The sequence below is a fragment of the Acidocella sp. genome, from assembly GCF_035535915.1.
In the GTDB taxonomy this organism is placed as follows: Bacteria; Pseudomonadota; Alphaproteobacteria; order Acetobacterales; family Acetobacteraceae; genus Acidocella.
This window is the reverse complement of record NZ_DATLPB010000124.1, coordinates 1-15,546: the sequence shown is the minus strand read 5'-3', so window position 1 is coordinate 15,546 and position 15,546 is coordinate 1. Positions and strand designations below refer to the sequence as shown.

General features: G+C 63.9%; 19 protein-coding genes and 1 pseudogene. 8 read left to right on the top strand and 12 right to left on the bottom strand.

Going from position 1 to position 15,546, the window contains the following annotated elements; translation table 11 throughout:
* Positions 1 to 147: 147 nt before the first annotated feature.
* Genes era through lepB form a run of 3 tightly spaced genes read right to left on the bottom strand, consistent with a single transcriptional unit; the run spans position 148 to position 2,497 of the window.
* Positions 148 to 1,041 carry a GTPase Era gene (gene era, locus VNC39_RS16985; protein ID WP_325400842.1) on the bottom strand — a complete coding sequence of 298 codons (894 nt, stop codon included), beginning with the start codon at positions 1,039 to 1,041 and terminating at the stop codon, positions 148 to 150.
* Positions 1,038 to 1,709 carry a ribonuclease III gene (rnc, locus tag VNC39_RS16980; protein WP_325400841.1) on the bottom strand — a complete coding sequence of 224 codons (672 nt, stop codon included), beginning with the start codon at positions 1,707 to 1,709 and terminating at the stop codon, positions 1,038 to 1,040. The genes era and rnc overlap by 4 nt, the downstream gene beginning before the upstream one ends.
* Entirely contained in the window at positions 1,706 to 2,497 is a 792-nt protein-coding gene (gene lepB / locus VNC39_RS16975; RefSeq protein ID WP_325400840.1) for a signal peptidase I, read from the bottom strand. The genes rnc and lepB overlap by 4 nt, the downstream gene beginning before the upstream one ends.
* A gap of 113 nt (positions 2,498 to 2,610) precedes the next feature.
* On the opposite strand from lepB, the gene VNC39_RS16970 reads away from it, so the two are divergent.
* Together VNC39_RS16970 and VNC39_RS16965 are read left to right on the top strand one after the other, a co-directional pair.
* On the top strand, positions 2,611 to 3,852 hold the full coding sequence (locus tag VNC39_RS16970; RefSeq protein ID WP_325400839.1) for a D-alanyl-D-alanine carboxypeptidase family protein: 1,242 nt from the start codon (positions 2,611 to 2,613) through the stop codon (positions 3,850 to 3,852).
* A complete protein-coding gene (locus tag VNC39_RS16965; RefSeq protein ID WP_325400838.1) occupies positions 3,849 to 4,097 on the top strand; it encodes a DUF3297 family protein in 249 nt (82 codons plus the stop codon). Before VNC39_RS16970 ends, VNC39_RS16965 begins: the two co-directional genes overlap by 4 nt.
* A gap of 146 nt (positions 4,098 to 4,243) precedes the next feature.
* On the opposite strand, the gene VNC39_RS16960 is transcribed toward VNC39_RS16965, so the two are convergent.
* The 5 genes from VNC39_RS16960 to folK all read right to left on the bottom strand — a co-directional run bounded on the left by VNC39_RS16960 (position 4,244) and on the right by folK (position 8,562).
* Positions 4,244 to 4,861 (bottom strand): flavin reductase family protein, encoded by a 618-nt coding sequence (locus VNC39_RS16960; RefSeq protein WP_325400837.1) that lies wholly within the window; start codon positions 4,859 to 4,861, stop codon positions 4,244 to 4,246.
* A 28-nt stretch (positions 4,862 to 4,889) separates the two neighbouring features.
* Entirely contained in the window at positions 4,890 to 5,306 is a 417-nt protein-coding gene (gene acpS, locus VNC39_RS16955) for a holo-ACP synthase (RefSeq protein WP_325400836.1), read from the bottom strand.
* On the bottom strand, positions 5,303 to 7,555 hold the full coding sequence (locus tag VNC39_RS16950; RefSeq protein ID WP_325400835.1) for a RelA/SpoT family protein: 2,253 nt from the start codon (positions 7,553 to 7,555) through the stop codon (positions 5,303 to 5,305). The genes acpS and VNC39_RS16950 overlap by 4 nt, the downstream gene beginning before the upstream one ends.
* An 8-nt stretch (positions 7,556 to 7,563) precedes the next feature.
* The gene (gene rpoZ / locus VNC39_RS16945) at positions 7,564 to 7,971 is read right to left on the bottom strand and encodes a DNA-directed RNA polymerase subunit omega (RefSeq protein WP_325400834.1); all 408 of its coding nucleotides are present in this window, start codon (positions 7,969 to 7,971) and stop codon (positions 7,564 to 7,566) included.
* A gap of 87 nt (positions 7,972 to 8,058) precedes the next feature.
* Positions 8,059 to 8,562 carry a 2-amino-4-hydroxy-6-hydroxymethyldihydropteridine diphosphokinase gene (gene folK / locus VNC39_RS16940; protein ID WP_325400833.1) on the bottom strand — a complete coding sequence of 168 codons (504 nt, stop codon included), beginning with the start codon at positions 8,560 to 8,562 and terminating at the stop codon, positions 8,059 to 8,061.
* Positions 8,563 to 8,687: 125 nt separating this feature from the next.
* On the opposite strand from folK, the gene VNC39_RS16935 reads away from it, so the two are divergent.
* Positions 8,688 to 9,260, top strand: a complete 573-nt coding sequence (locus tag VNC39_RS16935) for an NYN domain-containing protein (protein WP_325400832.1) — start codon at positions 8,688 to 8,690, stop codon at positions 9,258 to 9,260.
* An 11-nt stretch (positions 9,261 to 9,271) separates the two neighbouring features.
* Positions 9,272 to 9,916 (top strand): uracil-DNA glycosylase, encoded by a 645-nt coding sequence (locus tag VNC39_RS16930; RefSeq protein WP_325400831.1) that lies wholly within the window; start codon positions 9,272 to 9,274, stop codon positions 9,914 to 9,916.
* 143 nt (positions 9,917 to 10,059) lie between these two features.
* Here the strand turns inward: VNC39_RS16930 and VNC39_RS16925 are convergent, their stop codons facing one another.
* From VNC39_RS16925 to dapA, 3 genes are read right to left on the bottom strand one after another with little or no spacing between them, the layout of a single operon-like run.
* Positions 10,060 to 10,530, bottom strand: a complete 471-nt coding sequence (locus VNC39_RS16925; protein WP_325400830.1) for a cupin domain-containing protein — start codon at positions 10,528 to 10,530, stop codon at positions 10,060 to 10,062.
* 10 nt (positions 10,531 to 10,540) lie between these two features.
* Entirely contained in the window at positions 10,541 to 11,026 is a 486-nt protein-coding gene (smpB, locus tag VNC39_RS16920) for an SsrA-binding protein SmpB (protein ID WP_325400829.1), read from the bottom strand.
* Entirely contained in the window at positions 11,023 to 11,901 is an 879-nt protein-coding gene (dapA, locus tag VNC39_RS16915; RefSeq protein ID WP_325400828.1) for a 4-hydroxy-tetrahydrodipicolinate synthase, read from the bottom strand. Before dapA ends, smpB begins: the two co-directional genes overlap by 4 nt.
* Before the next feature lie 109 nt (positions 11,902 to 12,010).
* Here dapA and VNC39_RS16910 point away from each other — a divergent pair, with 109 nt between their 5' ends.
* Genes VNC39_RS16910 through panB form a run of 4 tightly spaced genes read left to right on the top strand, consistent with a single transcriptional unit; the run spans position 12,011 to position 15,301 of the window.
* Positions 12,011 to 13,603 (top strand): lytic transglycosylase domain-containing protein, encoded by a 1,593-nt coding sequence (locus tag VNC39_RS16910; protein WP_325400827.1) that lies wholly within the window; start codon positions 12,011 to 12,013, stop codon positions 13,601 to 13,603.
* Entirely contained in the window at positions 13,600 to 14,046 is a 447-nt protein-coding gene (locus tag VNC39_RS16905; protein ID WP_325400826.1) for a phosphatidylglycerophosphatase A, read from the top strand. Before VNC39_RS16910 ends, VNC39_RS16905 begins: the two co-directional genes overlap by 4 nt.
* Positions 14,043 to 14,525, top strand: coding sequence for a CinA family protein (locus VNC39_RS16900; RefSeq protein ID WP_325400825.1), 483 nt, complete (start codon positions 14,043 to 14,045; stop codon positions 14,523 to 14,525). The genes VNC39_RS16905 and VNC39_RS16900 overlap by 4 nt, the downstream gene beginning before the upstream one ends.
* A complete protein-coding gene (gene panB / locus VNC39_RS16895; protein ID WP_325400824.1) occupies positions 14,522 to 15,301 on the top strand; it encodes a 3-methyl-2-oxobutanoate hydroxymethyltransferase in 780 nt (259 codons plus the stop codon). The genes VNC39_RS16900 and panB overlap by 4 nt, the downstream gene beginning before the upstream one ends.
* A gap of 132 nt (positions 15,302 to 15,433) precedes the next feature.
* On the opposite strand, the pseudogene VNC39_RS16890 reads toward panB, so the two are convergent.
* Positions 15,434 to 15,546: pseudogene (locus VNC39_RS16890) on the bottom strand (IS1595 family transposase); the annotation flags it as partial.

The following is a 15,546-nucleotide window of genomic DNA, read 5'->3' as shown; positions in this document are numbered from 1 at the left end:
TTTCACGAAGAGAGAAAGAAGCCGCTTTTTGAAAAAAGCGGCGCAAAAACTTTTATTGACGCTGGGCCTGAGGCGCTCGAGCGGCACGGGCCCAGTTTAAAAAAGTTTTTTTGCTACTTTTTGTTCACAAAAAGTAGCGCTTCCTTCCTAATGTTTCGGATCGTTCAGCCCGGTCGCACGGATCCGTTCGGCCTCTTCGTCCCAGCCGGCGCGTTCGTTCACGCGCAGGAACAGATGCACGTTGCATTCCAGCAGCTGGCTCAGCTCCCGCCGCGCGCGGGCGCCGATATCCTTGATCCGCGCCCCCTTGGCGCCGATCAGAATCGCCTTGTGTCCGGTCCGGGCGACGTAGATCACGGCGTCGATCCGCACCGAGCCGTCTTTCTGCGTCTTGAAGCTCTCGGTCTCGACGGTGGCGCCATAGGGCACCTCGTCGCGGGTCTGCAGGAAAATCTGCTCGCGGACGATTTCCGCCGCCAGCAGCCGGTCCGGCAGGTCGGTCAGCTCGTCCTCAGGGTAGAGAAACGGCCCTTCGGGCAGCTTGGCGGTGCAGAAATCGAGCAGCACCTCGATGCCGTCGCCGGTGGCGGCGGAGATCATGAACACCTGCTCGAAATTCGCCAGCGTGGTGATCTCCTGGGTAAGCGGCAGCAATTTATGCCGCTCCAACAGATCCACCTTGTTCAGCACCAGCGCCATTTTGCGGCCCGCCGCGGCGGCCTGGGTAATGATGCCGCGCACGGACTCGGTCAGCCCGGTTTTGGCGTCAACGAGCAGGAGCACATAATCCGCCTCCCCCGCCCCATCCCACGCGGCCGCGACCATTGCCCGGTCCAGCCGGCGCTTCGGCGCGAAAATGCCCGGCGTGTCGACGAACAGGATCTGCGCGTCGCCCCGCACCAGAATGCCCAGCACCCGCGCCCGCGTGGTTTGCGCCTTCGGCGTGACGATGGAGAGTTTCGCGCCGGTCAGCCGGTTGAGCAGCGTGGATTTTCCCGCATTGGGCGCGCCGATCAGGGCGATGAAGCCGCATCTGCTCATGCCGGCAGCCTTTCCAGCAAGGCCCGCGCGGCAGCCTGCTCAGCGGCGCGCTTGGAACCGGCCTCGCCGCGCGCGGCTTCGTCGCCGACGCTGACCTTCACCACGAAATGCGGCTCATGCGAGGGTCCAGAGGTGGCCACCACATCATAGGCCGGCAGCGGCAGAGCGCGCTTCAACGCCCATTCCTGCAAGGCGGTTTTGGGGTCTTTCGGCGGGATGAATTGCTGCTCAACGACATGAGATAAAACCTTACGAATGAAATCGCGGGAAGCGGCCAGCCCGGCATCGAGATAGAGCGCGCCGATCATCGCTTCCAGCGCGTCGGCCAGCACCGTGGCCTGGCTGCGCACGCCGCGCTTGGCCTCTCCCGGCGCCACGCTCAGCAGGGCGGCCACGCCATTGGCCTCGGCGATGTGCGCCAAAGAGGGTTTCGAGACCAAGGCCGCCAGACGCGGGCCGAGCTTGCCCTCCTGCTCATCGGGAAACCGCTCCAGCAGCCATTCGGCGACCACGAGCCCCAGCACGCGGTCACCGATGAATTCCAGACGCTCATTGGAGCCAACCCCGCGCGCGCCGGCGGCGGAACGGTGCGTCAGCGCCTCGGCGAGAAGCTTCGGGCGCTGGAACCGGTGCCCGAGCAACGCCTGCGCATTATCCACGCCGCTCAATGGATGATCTTGAGCAGCCGATCCCAGCGGATTTCCGTGGGCCAGTACCAGAACTCATAAAACGGGTGGCGCAGATCGATCGAGAAAAAGATCATATCCGCGGGGCCGACGACATTCTCGATCGGCACATAGCCGACCGGGCCGTCCATGAAGCGGGAATCCTCGCTGTCATCACGGTTGTCGCCCATCATGAACAGATCCCCCGGCGGAACCGTGAAGAGCGGGGTGTTGTTGGCGTAGCCCTGATCGGTTTCCTTGAGGATGTGGTTGACCTTGCCGCCGGGCAGCTGCTCCTGCAATTCGGTCGCGGCCACCGGGCCGCCGGAACTCGTATCGATGTACGGGCCGACCGAACTGGTGGGCACCAACTTGCCGTTGATGAAAAGCTGGCCCTCGGTCATCTGCACCGTGTCGCCCGGCAGGCCGATCACACGCTTGATGTAGTCGGTGCTCGGGTCACCCGGCGGGCGGAACACGACGACGGTGCCGCGCTTGGGCACGCTGCCCAAAATCCGCCCGGAGAACAAATCGGGCGAGAATGGCAGAGAAAAATGCGAGTAACCATACGCAAACTTATTTACAAATAGGTAATCCCCGACCAGCATGGTCGGCACCATGCTGCCTGAAGGAATAAAAAACGGCTCGATCAGGAAGGTATGAATCCCCACCGCAATCAGCCCCGCATAGATGACCGTCCTGATAAATTCAAAGGTCGACGCGGATTTCCGCCGTGCCGCCTGGGCGGATTTGCGGCTCGCGGGCGGAGATTTCTGGTGGAAGAATGCCATAAGAATAGCCTATCAGAATGGGGTTCAGCATCAAGCGCGGTGCTTGCGGCTTGTCAAGAAATCGGTGCAGAGAGGCGACGCAATCGCCCGACCAGACGAAAGATATGCAGCTCATGATCAAACCCGCCGGCATCTCTTCTTTCATCGCCCTTGCCGCCGCCGTCGCCTTCGCCGCGCCGGCCCTTGCGGCACATCAACCGGTTCAATCCGGCTCCCCCGCAGCCGACAAGGCGACCCCGGCCCCCAGCGGCCCGGCGCCCGTGCCGGTGAGCCCGATCGCCGACCCCAGCACCCCGACACCGCCGGTCCTGGCGAATATGACCTCCTACGTGCTGATGGATGCCCGCACCGGCGCCATCCTGGCCGAGGCCAATCCGAACCTGCAGGTGGCGCCGGCGAGCCTGACCAAGCTGATGACCGCGCATGTCGTGTATCAGGCCGTGAAGAACGGCAGCCTGACCATGACCCAGACGGTCCCGGTCAGCGTGGCGGCCTGGCATACCGGCGGCTCGCGCATGTTCATCAGCCCCGACAGCGATGTGACCGTCGATGAGCTGCTGCACGGGCTGATCATCGATTCCGGCAACGACGCCGCCGTGGCTCTCGCCCAGCAGGTGGCCGGCACGGAAGACAGTTTCGTGCAGCTGATGAACCGGGACGCGCACCAAATGGGCCTGAACGACACGGTCTATACCGATGTCGACGGCCTGCCCGACCCGGGGCTGCACACCAGCGCGCTCGACGTCGCCACGCTGAGCCGCGTGATTTTGCAAGACGAGCCGCAGATCCTGAACATCTCGAAATTGCCGAACTACACCTACAACAACATCACCCAGGCGAGTTGGAACCCGGTGCTGGCGCATGATTCCACGGTCGACGGGCTGAAGACCGGCCTGACCAATGAAAGCGGGCACTGCATCGACGCCACGGCGGTGCGCGGCGACATGCGCCTGATCGCCGTGGTAATGGGCGGCCCCTCCTGGCACGCCAGCACCGCGGCCATCGAGGCATTGCTCGATTACGGCCAGAAATTCTTCACCGATACGGCCATTTCCACGGCCGGCCAGCAGATCGACACGCTGAAAAGCACCGCGCTGAATTCCGGCATGGTCCCGGTCGGCGTGGCGAACACCATCGCCGTGACCCTGCCCACGGACGGCGTTTCCAAGGTCGCATACAAGATCAACTACACGGCCGACCTGACGCCGGGCGTGACCAAAGGCGAAACTTTGGGCACGGTCACCTACACGCTCGATGGCAAGGCGCTGGGCAGCAGCCCGGTGATCGCGCTGACCGATTCGCCGCCCGCGACATTTTTTACCAAACTGAAGTTGAAACTGAGCAAATATCTATGAGCGACACACCTCCCGATCGTCTCTCGATCGACCCCGCCAGCCCGTTCTTCAACGAAGCTCTCCTCGAACGCGGCATCGGCATCCGCTTCAACGGCGTCGAGAAAAACAATGTCGAAGAATATTCCGTGTCCGAAGGCTGGGTGCGGGTGGCGGCCGGCAAAAGCCTCGACCGCCACGGCAAGCCGCTGACCATGCGGCTCAAAGGCACGGTCGAGGCGTATTTCCGCGATACGGCACAGCCGTAAGGAACAAGGAAGGGCTACTTTTTGTGAACAAAAAGTAGCAAAAAACTTTATTTACTCTGGGCCATGGGCTGCGTCGGCGACAACGCCCCTGGCCCAGCACAACAAAAGTTTTTGGTGCCGCTTTTTTCAAAAAGCGGCTTCTTTCTTCACTTCGGCCGTACCATGTCGAACCGCGCTTCCGGCCCGATCGCCGCATAGGCCGTGGCGCCGCCGGCGCGCAGGATGATTTCCGCGCCGAACGTATCGAACACGCCGTCCTTGAGCAACGCGTGGTCGATATGCACGCCGACCACTTCGCCCAGCACCAGCCAGGTAGAAACCGGCACGCCGGCAGCGCTCTTCAACTGCACGATGTCGGCCAGTTTGCACTCGAAATGCACCGGGCTGGCGGCCACCCGTGGCGGCGCTACGAGGCGCGACGGCGCCTTCTCCAGCCCGGCCAGCTCGAATTCATCCACGCCGTAAGGAACGGACGCCGACGTGGCGTTCATTTGCTCGGCCAGCCTGCGGGTGGCCAGGTTCCACACGAATTCGCCTGTCTCCTGCACATTGCGCAGCGAGTTTTTCGGCCCGGTGCTGGCGAAGCCGATGATCGGCGGGATGTAATTGAACGCGTTGAAAAAACTGTACGGGGCGAGATTCACCCCGCCATCCGCACCCCGGGTCGAAACCCAGCCGATCGGCCGCGGCCCGACAATGGCGTTGAACGGGTCATGTGCCAGACCATGCCCCGCCGCGGGCTCGTAAAAATGCATCGCGCTCATCATCAGGCTCCCTGTTTATCGAGTGGCGTCAATCGCCGGCAGCCGTGAGCGGTACCGCGGAAATGATCACCTGGGCGTAGGCGTAAGGATATTCATCCGTCAGCGAGAGCGCGACATGCGGCGCGTGGCCCGGCGGAATCAGCGCCGCGAGCCGCGCCAGAGCGCCGCCGTGCAGGCTCATGGTCGGCTGGCCGCTCGCGAGATTCGTCACCCGCAGATCGGCGAAAAACACGCCGCGCCTGAAGCCGGTGCCGAGCGCCTTGGCGCAGGCTTCCTTCGCCGCGAAACGCTTGGCGTAGCTGGCCGCCCGGCTATGCGGCCGCCGGTCGGAGCGCGCGCGTTCCACCTCGGAGAAGATGCGCAACGTGAAGCGCTCGCCAAAGCGCGCCAGGCTCGCCTCGATGCGGCGGATGTCGCAAATATCGGAACCGAGGCCGACGATCATGTCTTCGCGCGCTCCACCTGGGCAATGCCGGCGGCGCCGCGCAGCCCGGCGATCACCTGGGACAGATGGCGCACGTCGCGCACCTCCACATCGACCAGGGCTTCAAAGAAATCCTGCTGCCGATGCACAACCTTGAGATTCGAAATGGCGCCCTCCTGCTTCGCGACGGCGTTGGTCAGCACCGCCAGCGCGCCGGAACTGTTGCCCGCGATGACGCTGATGCGGCCGATGAAACGGCCGGACTTGCGGTCGCTGCGGGCGATCACATTGGCGTCCCAATCCACGTCGATGAATCGTTCCGGCGTGGCCGCAAATGTTTCCAGCGTCGCGCAATCCTTGGTGTGCACCGTAACGCCTTTGCCGTTGGCGACGATGCCGACGATCTTGTCGCCGGGCAGCGGGTGGCAGCAGCCGGCATAATGCACGTCCATGCCGGCGACGAGGCCGGTGATCGGCATGCCGATATCGCTCACACCGGTATGGCGCGGCGAACGTGCGGTGAGGGCCTCGCCCATGAAGCCCGGCAACATGCGCGGCGCACGCTGCTCGCGTAGCTCCGGATACGCGGTATGGACCACCTCTTTGGCGCCGATGATGCCGGTGTCCACCGCGATGTAGAGATCGTCCAGCGACGCCTGCTTGAGCGTTTTGACCGTCGCTTCCAGCACTTTTTCCGAACCGTCCACGCCTTCCTGGCGGAACGCCTTGGCCAACGCCGATTTGCCGGCATCGCGGTGCTGCTCGCGCATCTGCTGCGCCAGGAAGCGGCGGATTCGCGCGCGCGCCTTGCCGGTGACGACGAACCGCTCCCAGGCCGGTGACGGAGTGCCGCCGCGCGCGGTGAGAATCTCTACCTGATCGCCATTTTGCAGCTCATAGCGCAACGGCATCAGCCGGCCATTGATGCGCGCGCCGACGCAGCTATCGCCGATCTGGCTGTGCACGGCATAGGCGAAATCGACCGAGGTGGCGCCGCGCGGCAGCTGGATCAGCTGGCCCTTCGGCGTGAAGCAGAACACCTGGTCCTGGTAGAGCTCGAGCTTGGTGTTTTCGAGAAACTCGTCCGGGGCGGCGGAGTTATCAAGAATTTCCAGCAGGTCCTGCACCCAGCGGAACTGTTTCAAATCCGCCTGCGACGCGTCGGACTGCTTGTACAACCAATGCGCGGCGACACCGTTTTCCGCGATCATCTGCATGTCCGCCGTGCGGATCTGAATTTCGATCTTCTGGTTGCGCGGATGGCGTAGCGTCACGCCAGTATGCAACGATTGGTAGCCGTTGGCCTTGGGCGTCGAAATATAATCCTTGAAGCGCCCGGCAATCACCGGAAAGGCGGCATGGATCGCGCCCAACGCCACGTAGCAGGCCTCGCGCGTCGGCACGATGATGCGGAAGGCCATGATGTCGGAGAGCTGCTCGAAGGCGACATTGCGCCGCTGCATCTTCTCCCAGATGGAATAAGGCGATTTTTCGCGCCCGGCGATTTCCACAATGTCGACATCGGCCTCGCGGCAGACACGCAGTAGTTCCTGGCGCACCTCTTCGATGACGTCAGCCCCCTGCCCGCGCAGGAAATTCAGGCGCGCCTGGATCGTGTCATAGGCTTCGGGGTCGAGCTCGGCGAAAGAGCGCGTCTGCAGCTCCGTCTTCACCGCTTCCATGCCGATGCGCGCGGCCAGCGGCGCGTAAATCTCCATCGTCTCGCGGGCGATGCGCTGGCGCCGGTCCGGTGTGCGCACGGCGTTGATGGTGCGCATATTGTGCAGCCGGTCCGCGAGCTTGACGATGAGGACGCGAATGTCCTTGCTCATCGCCAGGACCAGCTTGCGGAAATTCTCCGCCTGCTTGGTGCGGTCCGACTGCAATTCCAGCCGGGTGAGCTTGGTAACGCCGTCGACCAGCCCGGCCACCTCGGCGCCGAAGCGCTTCTGCACCGAAGCCAGCGTGACGGGCGTGTCCTCGATCACGTCATGCAACAAGGCGGTGACGATGGAAGACGTGTCCAGCCGGTAGCCGGCCAGAATCGTCGCCACCGCCAAAGGATGGGTTATGTAGGGCTCGCCATTGTCGCGCTTCTGCGCCGCATGCGCGTCGAAGGCGACGCCGTAGGCATCGTCGATGACCGCCGGATCGGCCTTGCTGTCATAGGCGGCGATGCGTGAGAGCAGACCGCTCAGTTCCGGGTGCGGGCTGGCGCCCGCCAGCCCTTCGGGGGCGTATGGCAGGCTTCTTCTCCAACAGCCCGCCATGGCGCGACTCAGCGGCGGGTCTTGCCGCCGAGCTCTGCCTCGATCGCCGCCTGGATGTCCTCGGGCGACATTTCCTCGCCCTCGGCAGCCATGGCGGCGGCCTCTTCCTCGGCGGAGACATCCTGCAGGCCGAAAATATTCTGGTCGGTCGGGATCAGGTCCAGCACTTCCTCGTCCACCGGCTCAGGCTCGGGAACGCGGGACAGCGACTTCACCAGATCCTGCTCCAGCGCGGGCAGCGCCAGCGTCTCATCGGCAATTTCGCGCAAGGCAACCACCGGGTTCTTGTCATTGTCCCGGTCGATGGTAAGCTGTTCGCCTCGGCTGATGTTGCGGGCACGCTGGGCCGCCAGCAGAACCAGTTCAAACCGGTTCGGCACTTTCAAAACGCAGTCTTCGACGGTGACGCGGGCCATCCGATACGCTCCAGGCAAAGAATTGAACGCGTGATCTACCAAGCGCGCCGCCGCGATGCAAGCCTGTAGCCATTCTCGCGGCGCGGCTCAGTCCTCGCTTTCCGCCCAGAACGAGATTTCCTGCGGCGGCAACTCGGCCAGCAGCGCGGTCACGCTGCTTCCCAGCTGCGGATGCCGCCAGGCGGGCGCCACGTCCAGAATCGGCCGCAGCACGAAGGCCCGCTGATGGGCACGCGGATGCGGCAGGACCGGATCGGGCCCGGCACGCACCAGGCCGTTGAAGTCGATGATGTCGAGATCGAGCGTGCGCGCCGCGTTCGGGGTCGAGCGCTGCCGGCCATAGCGGCTTTCGATCGCCTGCAATTGCGCCAGCAGCCAAGCCGGGTCCACATTGCCCCGCAGCCGCACGACGCCATTGCAGTAATCCGGCTGTTCCGCGCGTGGGAAGGGCGGCGAGCGATACCAGGAGGATCCGGCGACGAAGCTCAAGCCGGGAATGCCGCGAACATCGGCGACGGCGGCGCGACATGTCTCAAGCGGTGAGGCCCCATCCAAGGCCTTCAGGTTCGCGCCCAGGGCCACCAAAATCATACGCCACCCCCCCTGCACGCCGAAGCCCTCACGAGTTTTTCAAGATCCGTCAGGAAAACTCATCTAACATTTTTCAGATCGGTGTATATGAAATTTAGAGAAATATTTACGGAAAAGAGCCAGCTATGAGATTCACCGCGCAGGAACGGACCGCGTTGTTCATCGACGGGGCGAATCTCTATGCCGCGACCAGGAGCCTCGGCTTCGACATCGATTACCGCAAGTTGCTGGATTATTTCGGCACGCAACTGCATCTGATCCGCGCTTATTATTATTCCGCGCTGCTGGAGACCGAGGAATATTCCCCGTTGAAGCCCTTGACCGACTGGCTGGCCTATAACGGCTACAGCCTGGTCACCAAGCCGGCCAAGGAGTTCACCGACGCGCAGGGAAAGCGGCGGATCAAGGGCAATATGGATATCGAGCTGGCGATCGACATGCTGGAGCTGGCGCCGCGGCTCGACCACGTGATCCTGTTCTCCGGTGATTCCGACTTTCGCCGTCTGGTTGAAGCGGTGCAACGTAAAGGTGTGCGCGTCTCCGTGGTTTCCACGATCAAGACCAGCCCCCCGATGATCGCCGATGAGTTGCGGCGTCAGGCCGATCAGTTTCTCGACCTCGCCGACATCGCGCCGGAATTCAGCAGGCGCGCGGCCGAGCCGCGCAGCCGCCCGAGCCGCGGCGACGCCGACGAATAATTGCACCTTCAATGACTCGACAGGCCCCCTCGGCAAATCCACCGCCGGACTGCGCCCTGTGCCCGCGCCTGGTCGGCTACCGCGCGGAAAACCGGACCAAAGAGCCGCTTTGGCATAACGCGCCGGTGCCGAGTTTCGGCGCACTGGACGCGGAGCTTTTGATCGTGGGCCTGGCCCCCGGCGTGCGCGGCGCCAACCGCACCGGCCGCCCCTTCACCGGCGATTATGCCGGCGTGCTGCTCTATCAGACCCTGATCAAATTCGGTTTCGCGACCGGCCAATATCTCGAAAACCCGGATGACGGGCTGCATTTAAGCAACTGCCGCCTCACCAACGCCGTGCGGTGCGTGCCGCCGCAAAACCTGCCGACGCCGGCGGAAAACAAAAGCTGCAACCCGTTCCTGGTGTCGGAAATCGCCGCCATGCCGCGCCTGCGCGCGATCCTGGCCTTGGGCACCGTCGCGCATGCCATGAGCCTGCGCGCGCTCGGCGCCCGCGCGGCGGCACATAAATTCGCCCACGGCGCGGTGCACGAAACAGGCGCAATGCGGCTGTTCAACAGCTACCATGTGTCGCGCTACAACACGAACACGCGCCGCCTCACGCCCGCGATGTTTGAAGATGTTGTCGAGAAAATCATGGGTTTTATAAAATAAGGAAGCGCTTCTTTTTGTGAACAAAAAGAAGCAAAAAAACTTTGTTATGCTGGGCCATGGGCGTTGTCGGCGACACAGCCTCCAGCCCAGCATAAAAAAAGTTTTTGCGGCGCTTTTTTCAAAAAGCGCCTGCTTTCTTTCTTCTAATCGTGCGTGTGCTTACGGTGAATCGGATCGATCCAGGCGACCTCTTCGGGTTTCTCCACCGGCTCGATATCGAGATTGACCACCACCGCCTCGTTATCCGAACGGACCAGCACACATTCCAGCGGTTCGTCGGTTGAGGCATTGATTTCCTGATGCGGCACGTAAGGCGGCACGAAAATGAAATCGCCCGGCCCGGCCTCGGCGACATATTCCAGTTTCTCGCCCCAGCGCATGCGCGCCTGGCCGCGTATCACGTAGATCACGCTTTCAAGCGCGCCATGATGGTGCGCGCCGGTTTTGGCGTTGGCGTCGATCTTCACCGTCCCGGCCCAGATTTTCTGCGCGCCGACGCGGGCCGCGTTGATCGCGGCCTCGCGATGCATGCCCGGCGTCTGCGCGGTGTTCGCATCGAGCGTGCCGGCCTTGATCACCTGCACGCCATGCTCGCGCCAATAATCCTCGTCCATGTTGGCCCCCTCAGCGGTTGCGCAGCAGCCTTGCCTTGTCGCGCTGCCAATCCCGCGCGGCGACGGCCTGGCGCTTATCGTGCTTCTGCTTGCCCTCGGCGATGCCGAGCGTGACTTTCGCCAGTCCGCGATCGTTGAAATGAATGTCGAGCGGCACCACCGTCGCGCCTTCGCGGGCGATGGCGCCGAACAACTGCCCGCGTTCCTTTTTTTTCACCAGCAGCTTGCGGGCGCCGCGCACTTCGAAGCGCGACAGCACGCCGCCCTGGTATTCCGGAATATAGGCGTTGAAGAGATAGAGCTCACCGTCGCGCTCGCCGGCCCACGCTTCGGTGAGCGTGGCGCGGCCGAGGCGCAGGGACTTCACCTCCACCCCTTTGAGCACGATGCCGGCCTCAATGGTGGAGAGAATCTTATAGTCGAACCGCGCCTTGCGGTTCTGCGAGGCGATCCCGTGCGAGATGTAACCCGACTTGGATTTAGCCTTCTCCGTCAATTCAACAGCCCCGCCTCCCGCATCGCGGCACGCATTTTCTCCGCGGTGGCGGCGCTGACCGGCGCCATCGGCAGGCGGCTGGCGGCGGTGCCGAATCCGAGCAGCGAGGCGGCGTATTTCACCGGGCCGGGATTGGTCTCGACGAACATCGCATCATGCAGCGGCACCAAACGCTGCTGGATCGCCATCGCCTGTTTGATGTCGCCCTTGGCCCAGGCCGCATGCATCTCGGCGCAGAGGCGCGGCGCGACATTGGCGGTGACCGAGATGCAGCCATGCCCCCCGGCGGCAAGGAAGCTGAGCGCCGTATGGTCCTCGCCGGAGAGCTGCGCAAACCCGGCGCCGCAGGCGCGAGTGGTGTGCAACGGCCGGGTCAGGTTCGCGGTTGCATCCTTCACGCCGACGATATTCTTCTCCTGCGCCAGCCGCGCCATGGTCTCGACCGACATGTCGACCACCGAACGGCCGGGAATGTTGTAAATGATCACCGGAATATCGACAGCATCGATGATCGCCTTGAAATGGCGGTACAGACCTTCCTGGGTCGGCTTGTTGTAATAAGGGGTGACGACCAGCACGGCATCGGCGCCGGCCTTCTTGGCGTGCATGGCCAGGCTGATCGCCTCGGCCGTGGCGTTGGAGCCGGCGCCGGCGATCACCGGCACCCTGCCCTTCGCCGTGGCGATGGTCAGTTCGACAACGCGCTCATGTTCCTCATGCGACAAAGTGGGCGATTCACCGGTGGTGCCCATCGGCACGAGTCCCTGCGTACCCTCCGCGATCTGCCACTCGATCAGGCGCACCAGAGCGTCTTCATCGATGCGCCCATCGGCGTGCATCGGCGTCACCAAAGCGGTCAGAGAACCGTGAAACATTGCTTTTCCCCAATGACCACGCGGGGGCATGCCAGCCCACGCGCACGTACAACACCACGTAATCCCGTGGGGGATGGCCTGCAACCCAGGGCCTGCTAGAACGGCATGTATGAGAATTCTTGGCGTCCTGCTGTTCGCTGCGCTGCCCGCCCTCGCCTGGGCGCAGAGTCCTGCGTCTCCGGAAATCATGACCGACGTTTATGCCGGACATTTCGACGCCGCCTCGGCCCTGGCGGCGGCCACCGGCGACCCGCTGACGCAGAAGCTTGTGACCTTCTTCCGCCTGCTCGACCCCGGCGGCGGTACGCCGGATGAAATCCGGAGCTTCATCGCCGAGAATCCGGACTGGCCGGAACAAGGATTGCTGGCGCTGCGCGCACGGCAGGCGGAAGGGATCGTCTCTCGGCAGGCGCCGGAAGTCACACCGCCTTTCCTGCAACAGGTTGAGGCGCTGCACGCGGCCGGGCAGGACGAGGCCGCCGCCACGCTCTGGACGTCTCAAGGCAAGGCGGCGGCCGGCGCGGCCGATGCCGGGCAGCTTCTGATGTTCTGGCCGGCGCAGAATGAGCTGGCCCGGGCGCTGCTGGCGGCCGGCGACGCCAAATCCGCCTATCAGGTGGTCATCGCCGTGAACCCGCCCATCGCCGGGGAGACCGCGCGCGAACAGATCGCCGACCGCGATTTCCTCGCCGGGTTCCTGCTGCTGCGCTTTCTGCACGAGCCTGAGGAGGCGGCAACCTGGTTCCGCGACCTCTCGACCTCTTCCACCGCCGTGATCACCCAGGCGCGCGCCTGGTACTGGCTGGGGCGCAGCGAGAGCGGCGCCGCGGCGCAGGCCGATTTTGCCCGGGCCGCGCAATATCCGGACACCTATTACGGCCAGCTCGCCGCCCTGGCGCTCGGCGACACGCCGCAACAGCTCGCCCAGCGGATTCTCAGCGCCGGCCAGCCGCCTTTCTCGGCGGGGCAGGCCCTGGACTTCGCCTTGATGGAATTGCCGCGCGCCGCCGTGCTGCTGATGCAGATGAACGATCAGCGCGATGCGATGATCTTTCTCAACCGGATCGGCGCGGTCGCCGCCGATGACCGAACCAGGGAGCTGGCGGCACGGCTGGCGCTGGGGCTCGGCCTGCCCTCGAGCGCGGTATCGATCGCGCGAACCGCCGGTGTCGCCGGGCAGATGCTGGTGCGTGAAGGCTGGCCGATGCCCGTCACCCCGCCCGACGGGGACCTTCCGGGCGCCATCGCCTTTGGCATCATGCGCCAGGAAAGCAGTTTCAATCCGGACGTGGTCTCCGGCGCCGGCGCGGTCGGGCTGATGCAGTTGATGCCGGCCACGGCGCGCCACACCGCCCGCAAGGACGGCATTTCCTACAGCAACAATCTGTTCGATCCGCACGAGAACATGCTGATCGGCAGCGCCTATATCGACGGGCTGATCAAGGATTTCGGCAACTGCCTGCCGCTTGCCATCGCCGCCTACAATGCCGGCCCGACCAATGTCGCCAACTGGCTGGCGAGCAACGGCGACCCGGAACTGGGCACGCGCGCCGGCGGGGCCGATATCATCGACTGGGTCGAGGAGATTCCGTTCAACGAGACCCGCAATTATGTGCAGCGCGTGACCGAGAGCATCGTCGTCTACCAGGCCCTGCTGCACGGCACGACCGAGCACCCGCTCGTGGCCTGGATGCAGAAATGATGCTTCCGCGTTTGCTTGCGAGCGGCTTCTGCGCCGGTTACGCGCCGGTTGCGCCCGGCACGGCGGGGTCCCTCGCCGGGTTGCTCGTCGGCGCCCTGCTGCTCGGTTTCGGCCATTTGCCCGTGGCGGTCGCCGTTCTTGCGGTCAGCGCCGCCGGCCTCTGGGCGATCACCGCCCTCGACGAGGGCCATGCCGATCCGGGCTGGATCGTCATCGACGAGATTGCCGGGCAGATGATCCCGCTGCTGGCCCTGTCGCATGTCTCGGTCGTCGGGCTGGGCCTGGCCTTCGTCGCGTTCCGCTTTTTCGACATCACCAAGCTCGGCCCGATCGGCTGGGTGGATGGCCGCCACGATGTCCGGGGCGTGATGGGCGACGACTGGCTGGCCGGAATCGCCGCCGCGATTCTGCTGCTTCTGGTCCGCCTGGTGTGGCCGCTATGAACGCCGATGCCTTCGCCGCCAAACTCGTGCAACTCTACCGCGCGAAAGGGCTGACCCTGGCGACGGCGGAAAGCTGTACCGGCGGCATGGTGGCCGCCGCCATCACCTCCGTGCCCGGCTCTTCCGCCGTGCTGGATCGCGGCTTCGTCACCTATTCCAACGAAGCGAAAACCGAATTGCTGGGCGTGCCGGCGGCGCTGATCGACACGGTCGGGGCGGTGTCGGAAGACGTGGCGCGGCTGATGGCGCAAGGCGCCAGACAACGCGCCGGGACAAATCTGGCGGTGTCTATCACCGGCATCGCCGGGCCGGATGGCGGCAGCCCTGAAAAGCCGGTCGGCACGGTCTGGTTCGGGCTCGCGACCGCGGATGGGCAGGTTTTCGCCCATCACCGCCGGTTCCCCGGCGATCGCCAGGCCGTCCGCGCCGCCAGCACATTATTCGCCTTGCAGCTGTTATGGGATGGAGTGAAGTCATGAGCAAAAATCTCGGCGTCTGGGACAAAGCCAAGCGCGATGGCCGCAAGATGAGCATGATCACCGCCTATGACTATCCGTTCGCACGCCTCGCCGAGGCGGCGGGAATCGATGCGATTCTGGTCGGCGATTCGCTCGGCATGGTGGTGGCCGGCGATGCCGACACGCTGCGCGTCAGCCTGGAACAGATCGAATATCACACCAGGATCGTCGCCAAAGGCCTGCAAAAAACCCTGCTGATGTCCGACCTGCCGTTCGGCAGCTACGAGCAGAGCCCGGTCCAGGCCCTGGCCAGCGCCACCAGGCTGATCAAGGCCGGCGCGGATATCGTGAAGCTGGAGGGCGGCGAAGCGATGGTCGAAACCGTCGCCTATCTTTCGGCGCGGGCCGTGCCGGTCTGCGCGCATATCGGGCTGACGCCGCAATACGTGCGGCAATTCGGCGGCTTCAAGCGCCAGGGCAAGACACCGGATGCCGCGGCGCGGATCATGCAAGACGCAATCGCGTTCGCCGAGGCCGGCGCGCGCATCGTGCTGATGGAAGCCATCCCCTCACCCCTCGCCGCTGAAATCACGCAGCGCATCGCAGCACCCACCATCGGCATCGGCGCCGGCCCCGACACAGACGGCCAGGTGCTGGTGCTGCACGACGTGCTGGGCCTGAACCAGGACCACGTGCCGGCCTTCGCCAAAACCTACCTGGACGGCGCGAAGCTGATCCAACAGGCGATTGCCGATTATGCCGAGGACGTACGGACTTCGAAATTTCCCTCAGTCTGAAGGACAGGAAGGAAGCGCTACTTTTTGTGAACAAAAAGTAGCAAAAAAACTTTGGTTACTCTGGGCCATGGGCGTTGCCGCCGACACAGCCCATGGCCCAGCATAACAAAAGTTTTGGGGCTGTCCCAGATGTTAGGTTGAATTCTTTCTGACCCAGCGCTTGAGCTGCTTCAAGAGCTGGGCGGGAGAGCCATCGTTGAACCTCCACTCGCATTCCTTGAGGAAGAGGTGGAAATTGGCTTTTG

Bases quoted from the DNA above. Each gene is read 5' to 3' on its own strand.
- era (WP_325400842.1), bottom strand. From the start codon at position 1,041: ATGAGCAGATGCGGCTTCATCGCCCTGATCGGCGCGCCCAATGCGGGA.
- lepB (WP_325400840.1), bottom strand. From the start codon at position 2,497: ATGGCATTCTTCCACCAGAAATCTCCGCCCGCGAGCCGCAAATCCGCC.
- VNC39_RS16970 (WP_325400839.1), top strand. From the start codon at position 2,611: ATGATCAAACCCGCCGGCATCTCTTCTTTCATCGCCCTTGCCGCCGCC.
- VNC39_RS16965 (WP_325400838.1), top strand. From the start codon at position 3,849: ATGAGCGACACACCTCCCGATCGTCTCTCGATCGACCCCGCCAGCCCG.
- VNC39_RS16960 (WP_325400837.1), bottom strand. From the start codon at position 4,861: ATGAGCGCGATGCATTTTTACGAGCCCGCGGCGGGGCATGGTCTGGCA.
- acpS (WP_325400836.1), bottom strand. From the start codon at position 5,306: ATGATCGTCGGCCTCGGTTCCGATATTTGCGACATCCGCCGCATCGAG.
- VNC39_RS16950 (WP_325400835.1), bottom strand. From the start codon at position 7,555: ATGGCGGGCTGTTGGAGAAGAAGCCTGCCATACGCCCCCGAAGGGCTG.
- rpoZ (WP_325400834.1), bottom strand. From the start codon at position 7,971: ATGGCCCGCGTCACCGTCGAAGACTGCGTTTTGAAAGTGCCGAACCGG.
- folK (WP_325400833.1), bottom strand. From the start codon at position 8,562: ATGATTTTGGTGGCCCTGGGCGCGAACCTGAAGGCCTTGGATGGGGCC.
- VNC39_RS16935 (WP_325400832.1), top strand. From the start codon at position 8,688: ATGAGATTCACCGCGCAGGAACGGACCGCGTTGTTCATCGACGGGGCG.
- VNC39_RS16930 (WP_325400831.1), top strand. From the start codon at position 9,272: ATGACTCGACAGGCCCCCTCGGCAAATCCACCGCCGGACTGCGCCCTG.
- VNC39_RS16925 (WP_325400830.1), bottom strand. From the start codon at position 10,530: ATGGACGAGGATTATTGGCGCGAGCATGGCGTGCAGGTGATCAAGGCC.
- dapA (WP_325400828.1), bottom strand. From the start codon at position 11,901: ATGTTTCACGGTTCTCTGACCGCTTTGGTGACGCCGATGCACGCCGAT.
- VNC39_RS16910 (WP_325400827.1), top strand. From the start codon at position 12,011: ATGAGAATTCTTGGCGTCCTGCTGTTCGCTGCGCTGCCCGCCCTCGCC.
- VNC39_RS16905 (WP_325400826.1), top strand. From the start codon at position 13,600: ATGATGCTTCCGCGTTTGCTTGCGAGCGGCTTCTGCGCCGGTTACGCG.
- VNC39_RS16900 (WP_325400825.1), top strand. From the start codon at position 14,043: ATGAACGCCGATGCCTTCGCCGCCAAACTCGTGCAACTCTACCGCGCG.
- panB (WP_325400824.1), top strand. From the start codon at position 14,522: ATGAGCAAAAATCTCGGCGTCTGGGACAAAGCCAAGCGCGATGGCCGC.